This is a genomic window from Agrobacterium sp. 22-221-1 (genome assembly GCF_053522445.1).
This window is the reverse complement of sequence record NZ_JBNWCL010000040.1, coordinates 1-4768: the sequence shown is the minus strand read 5'-3', so window position 1 is coordinate 4768 and position 4768 is coordinate 1. Positions and strand designations below refer to the sequence as shown.

General features: G+C 61.2%; 6 protein-coding genes. 5 read left to right on the top strand and 1 reads right to left on the bottom strand.

What is annotated here, in order from left to right; all coding sequences use genetic code 11:
* Positions 1-144: 144 nt before the first annotated feature.
* Positions 145-1335, bottom strand: coding sequence for a winged helix-turn-helix domain-containing protein (locus tag ACQZ5N_RS26285; protein ID WP_448734559.1), 1191 nt, complete (start codon positions 1333-1335; stop codon positions 145-147).
* 112 nt (positions 1336-1447) lie between these two features.
* Here ACQZ5N_RS26285 and ACQZ5N_RS26280 point away from each other — a divergent pair, with 112 nt between their 5' ends.
* Genes ACQZ5N_RS26280 through ACQZ5N_RS26260 form a run of 5 tightly spaced genes read left to right on the top strand, consistent with a single transcriptional unit; the run spans position 1448 to position 4543 of the window.
* Positions 1448-2128, top strand: coding sequence for an energy-coupling factor ABC transporter ATP-binding protein (locus ACQZ5N_RS26280; RefSeq protein ID WP_448734558.1), 681 nt, complete (start codon positions 1448-1450; stop codon positions 2126-2128).
* The gene (locus ACQZ5N_RS26275; RefSeq protein WP_271044961.1) at positions 2125-2730 is read left to right on the top strand and encodes an energy-coupling factor transporter transmembrane component T family protein; all 606 of its coding nucleotides are present in this window, start codon (positions 2125-2127) and stop codon (positions 2728-2730) included. The genes ACQZ5N_RS26280 and ACQZ5N_RS26275 overlap by 4 nt, the downstream gene beginning before the upstream one ends.
* A 31-nt stretch (positions 2731-2761) precedes the next feature.
* Entirely contained in the window at positions 2762-3325 is a 564-nt protein-coding gene (locus ACQZ5N_RS26270; protein ID WP_448734557.1) for a biotin transporter BioY, read from the top strand.
* Positions 3326-3350: 25 nt separating this feature from the next.
* Positions 3351-4286: a histone deacetylase family protein gene (locus ACQZ5N_RS26265; protein WP_448734556.1), complete on the top strand. Its 936-nt coding sequence runs from the start codon at positions 3351-3353 to the stop codon at positions 4284-4286.
* Between the two features lie 2 nt (positions 4287-4288).
* Complete coding sequence (locus tag ACQZ5N_RS26260; protein WP_003503059.1) at positions 4289-4543, top strand: exodeoxyribonuclease VII small subunit; 255 nt, start codon at positions 4289-4291, stop codon at positions 4541-4543.
* The last annotated feature ends 225 nt before the right edge of the window (positions 4544-4768 follow it).

Sequence of the window (4768 nt, the reverse complement as noted above, 5' to 3'; positions counted from 1 at the left end):
AACTCGCCATCATCGCAACCGTGCGAAAGCTCATCACAATCCTCAACGCAATCGCTCGATCAGACCCGGCATTCGCACAGTAGATCCACGGTTGCTTGTTCCGGGGACCGGCATGACGGAAGCAGACTTGGTGCGAATATGGCTCTAGTCCCGCCAGCCCTCCAGATAGTTCACACTCTCAACCCCGGTAAACTTCGCCAGCCTCACCAGTTCCGCGTCGAGCTTCTCCAGCCGACCGGCCGAAGCGCGTACGCCCGGCTCCAGCCACAGGCGGCGCACATCCAGCGTGCCACGCTTGCGATCCGCCTTCATGTCGATGCGGCCGATCAGCCTGTCACCCTCCAGAAGCGGGAAGACATAATAGCCATATTGCCGTTTCGGCTCGGGCACGAAGACCTCGATGCGGTAATAGAAGCCGAACAGCCGCTCCGTGCGGTTTCGGTCGCGCAGCAGCGGGTCGAAGGGGCTGAGAACACGGACGCGGGCGGAAGGTTCCGGCACGTCGGTCAGGTCGGCGGTGAAATCGGCAAAGGCAAAAGACGGGCGGGCATTGTCCCCGTCGCTGGAAAGCAACGAGACCTCGCAGAGTTCATCGCGATGGCTTTTGACCCAGTCCCTCGCCTCCTGCGGGGTGACGAGATCGAAAAAGGCGGCGATTTCGCCATGGGTGGCGAAACCCAGCCGCTTCAGCGCTTCGCGGCAGGCCCAGTCGACAAATTCGGCGTGTTCCACCTCGGTTTCGTGATGCTCGCCGGGAATGACCCGTTCGGCGAGATCATAGACCTTCTGGAAGTTTACGCGGCCTGATATGGCGAGCTTGCCGGTGTGCCAGAGATATTCGAGTGCGGTCTTGGAGGGATGCCAGTTCCACCAGCCGCCGGACTGGTGCCCCTCCTCCTTCAGCTCCCGCGCCAGAACCGGGCCGGTGGCGGCGATCCGCTCCAGCGTTTCGCCGAAAGCCGCATCGAAACCCTCGCCGTGCCATTTGCGCCAGCGTTCCTGAATGATCGGCTCGCGGCGGCGGAAACGATGTTTCCAATAGGGATAAAATTCCGTCGGCAGGATGGAGGCGTCATGTGTCCAGTGCTCGAAAAGCGCCCGGTCCTTTTCCAAAAGCGTGGTCAGATGGCCGCGCCTGTAGGTCTGGTTGCGGGAGAAGATAATCTGGTGGTGGGCGCGCTCCACCGTGCCGATGCTGTCCACCTGCACGAAACCGATATCGGTGATGAGCTGCAGCAGGTCACTCTTGGAAAGCGCCTTGCCGGGCGGCGAGGAAAGCCCCTGCCGCGCCAGAAAAATCCGCCTTGCCGCTTCGTTCGAAACCTTGATCGCCATGGCACAGAAGGTAGAACGGCTTTTTCGCGATTGCAATGTTCTTTTTTTGTTCCTTGTTTCACTTCTGTTGATGACGGGGTATAGAACCGGAAAAGAGCGCGAGGATGTAAGCTTGGAAATCCGTTTTAACGCCGCCGGTGTCGCTTTCGAGGGCCGGCAGGCCCTGCAGCCGCTGTCTGTGACATTGACGGAACGGCGCATCGGCGTGATCGGCCTCAATGGTTCCGGCAAGACCACCTTTGCCCGGCTGATCAACGGGCTGAACAAACCGAGCGAGGGCAAGGTTTCGGTGAACGGTCTCGACACCGTGAGCGACGCCAAGGCGGTCTTGCAGGCGGTCGGCTTCATCTTCCAGAATCCGCAGAACCAGATCATCCTGCCGATCGTGCGCGACGATGTCGCCTTCGGTCTCAAGCGGCTCGGCCTCGGCAGAGCGGAAACCGACGCCAGGGTCAAAGCCGTCCTTGCCCGGCTCGGCATCGCACATCTGGAAGAGCGGCGCGCGCATGAGCTTTCCGGCGGCGAATTGCAGCTGGCGGCGCTGGCGGCGCTTCTGGTCACCGAACCGCAGCTCCTCATTCTCGACGAGCCGACCAATCAGCTCGATCTCAAAAACCGCGCGATCGTGGAAGGGACCATGGCGGCGCTGTCACAGGCGCTGATCGTCATCACCCACGATCTGCCGCTGGTTGCGAGCTTCGACCGGGTGCTGGTTTTCCATGAAGGCGCGCTGGTCGCCGACGCCGCACCCGAAGAAGCGGTGGCGCGCTATCTGGAGGTGGCATCGCGATGAAATCGCTGCATGTCGAAGGCACTGGCTGGCTCTACCGCGTCTCGCCGCGCCTCAAACTCCTGACGCTTATGGGTTTCAGCATCGCATTGTTCCTCACCCGCGATCTGCTGGTTCTCGCATGCGCGACGGTTCTGGCCGCCCTTATTCTGGGCGCCACGCGGCTGCCCTTCAAGGATATCGGCCTGCGGCTGCGGCCGGTGATGCTGACCATCTTCCTCGTCGCCGCCTTCAGCTATCTCCTGCTTCCGGCCCATGATGCCAGTGTCAATCTTTTGCGGCTGACGGCGCTGGCGCTGCTTGCCACCGCTGTCACCATCACCGTCAGCATCTCGCAATTCATGGACGAAATTGCGCTTGCCGCCGCCCCTCTCGAGAAGTTGGGGCTGGTGAAGGCCGCCGACATCGGGCTCTCGGTCGGGCTCGTCGTGCGTTTCGTGCCTGAAATCGTCAACCGTTACCATGCGGTGCGCGATGCGCACCGGGCGCGCGGCCTGCCCGTGCGGATGGCCACCATCATCGTGCCGCTGGTGATTATGACGTTGAAGGATGCCGATGCCATTGCCGACGCCATTGACGCGCGCGGTTTCAGAGGCCAAAGCTGACGGCCAGATAACCATCCGGAGTTTCCGAGCCATGACGACCCGCGACCTTGTGCTGATTTCGCTGTTTTCCGCCATCATCATCGCACTCGGGCTTCTGCCGCCGATCACGCTCGGTTTCATCCCCGTGCCGATCACCGCGCAGTCGCTCGGCGTCATGCTGGCCGGTGTCGTGCTGGGCGCGAAACGCGGTACGCTGGCGGTTCTCCTGACGATCCTGATTGCCGCCATCGGCCTGCCGGTGCTGTCGGGCGGACGCGGCGGCCTGTCCATCTTCACCACGCCGACCACCGGCTTCCTGATCGGCTGGATCGCGGCGGTTTTCGTCACCGGCACGCTCTCGGAAAAACTCGTCAATCGCGGCCAGTCCGCTCTGACGCAGGGCATCGGCTTTTTCGTCGCGAGCCTGATTGGCGGCGTGGTCGTACTTTATGCTTTCGGCATCACCTATCTGGCGCTGGTCGTCGGGCTCGGTTTCGAAAAGGCCTTCATGGGTTCGCTCGCCTTCATTCCGGGCGATGCGCTGAAGGCCGTGCTCGCGGCCCTTGCCGGCCGCGTCGTGATGGCCGGTTATCCGCTTCTGCCGCAGCGCGCCTGAACAGACTTTCTTCGGGAGGAAAAGAATGGCGACGCGTTTATACGAACATCCGATCTTCCTGGAGCATATCACGCCATCCGGCCACCCCGAGCGGCCGGACCGCCTGCGGTCGCTGAACATCGCGCTCGAACACCCGAATTTCGAGCGGCTGGAACGCAAAGAAGCGCCGCAGGCGAATGAGGATGCGGTGCTGCTGGCGCATCCGGAGGAGCATCTGCTTGCTGTCATGCGGCAGATCCCCGAAGAGGATGGCGAGATCAACCGCGTCGAGGCCGATACTTACGTTTCACAAAAAAGCCTGCAGGCGGCGCTGACCGGGATCGGTGCGGCCATGGCGGCGGTGGATGACGTGTTTACCGGCGCTGCCGACAATGTCTTCGTCGCCGCCCGCCCGCCCGGCCACCATGCGGAAACCGCAAAGGCCATGGGCTTCTGTCTTTTCAACAATGTGGCGATTGCCGCCCGCCATGCGCAGAAGGTGCACGGCGCAGAGCGCGTCGCCATCATCGACTGGGACGTGCATCACGGCAACGGCACGCAGGATATCTTCTGGAACGACACCTCCGTGCTGTTCTGTTCCACCCACCAGATGCCGCTTTACCCGTGGAGCGGCGACAAAAACGAAACCGGCGTGAAGAACAATATCGTCAACGCGCCGCTTTCGCCCAACACCGGCAGCGAATATTTCCGCGAGGCCTTCAAATCCCGCGTGTTGCCGGCCATTGCCGATTTTTCGCCCGATCTCATCCTCATCTCCGCCGGTTTCGACGCGCATCACCGCGATCCCTTGGCGCAGATCAATCTGGTGGGCGAGGATTTCGACTGGGCAACGGGCCGGCTTCTGGAAATGGCGGATAAATACACATCGAACCGGGTCGTCAGCCTGCTGGAAGGCGGTTATGATCTGGAAGGGCTGGCGGAATCGGCAGCCATGCATATTTTGAGAATGATGAAGGGTTGAACATGACGGAAAATGCCAACACAGCCGATGTCAGCGGTTATTCCTTCGAAAAAGCCGTCGCCGAGCTGGAAAGCATTGTCGCACGTCTGGAACGCGGAGACGTGGCGCTGGACGAATCCATCGCCATCTATGAGCGCGGCGAAGCCCTGAAGAAGCATTGCGAAACGCTGTTGAACGCTGCCGAAAAGCGAATCGAGAAGATTCGCCTCGACCGTGCGGGCAAGCCGCAGGGCGTGGAACCGCTGGACGGGGAGTGACTGCGTTTAGCAGGAGCGTTTGGACGTGACTAGATAAGGTAGCCACCTCCCGATTCAAACACTCGACGTCATCCTCGGGCTTGTCCCGAGGATCTGCAATGCATTGATTTTCTTGACGTGTTTAGGTCCTCGGGACAAGCAACCGTGGATCTACTGTGCGAATGCCGGGTCTGATCGAGCGATTGCGTTGAGGATTGTGATGAGCTTTCGCACGGTTGCGATGAT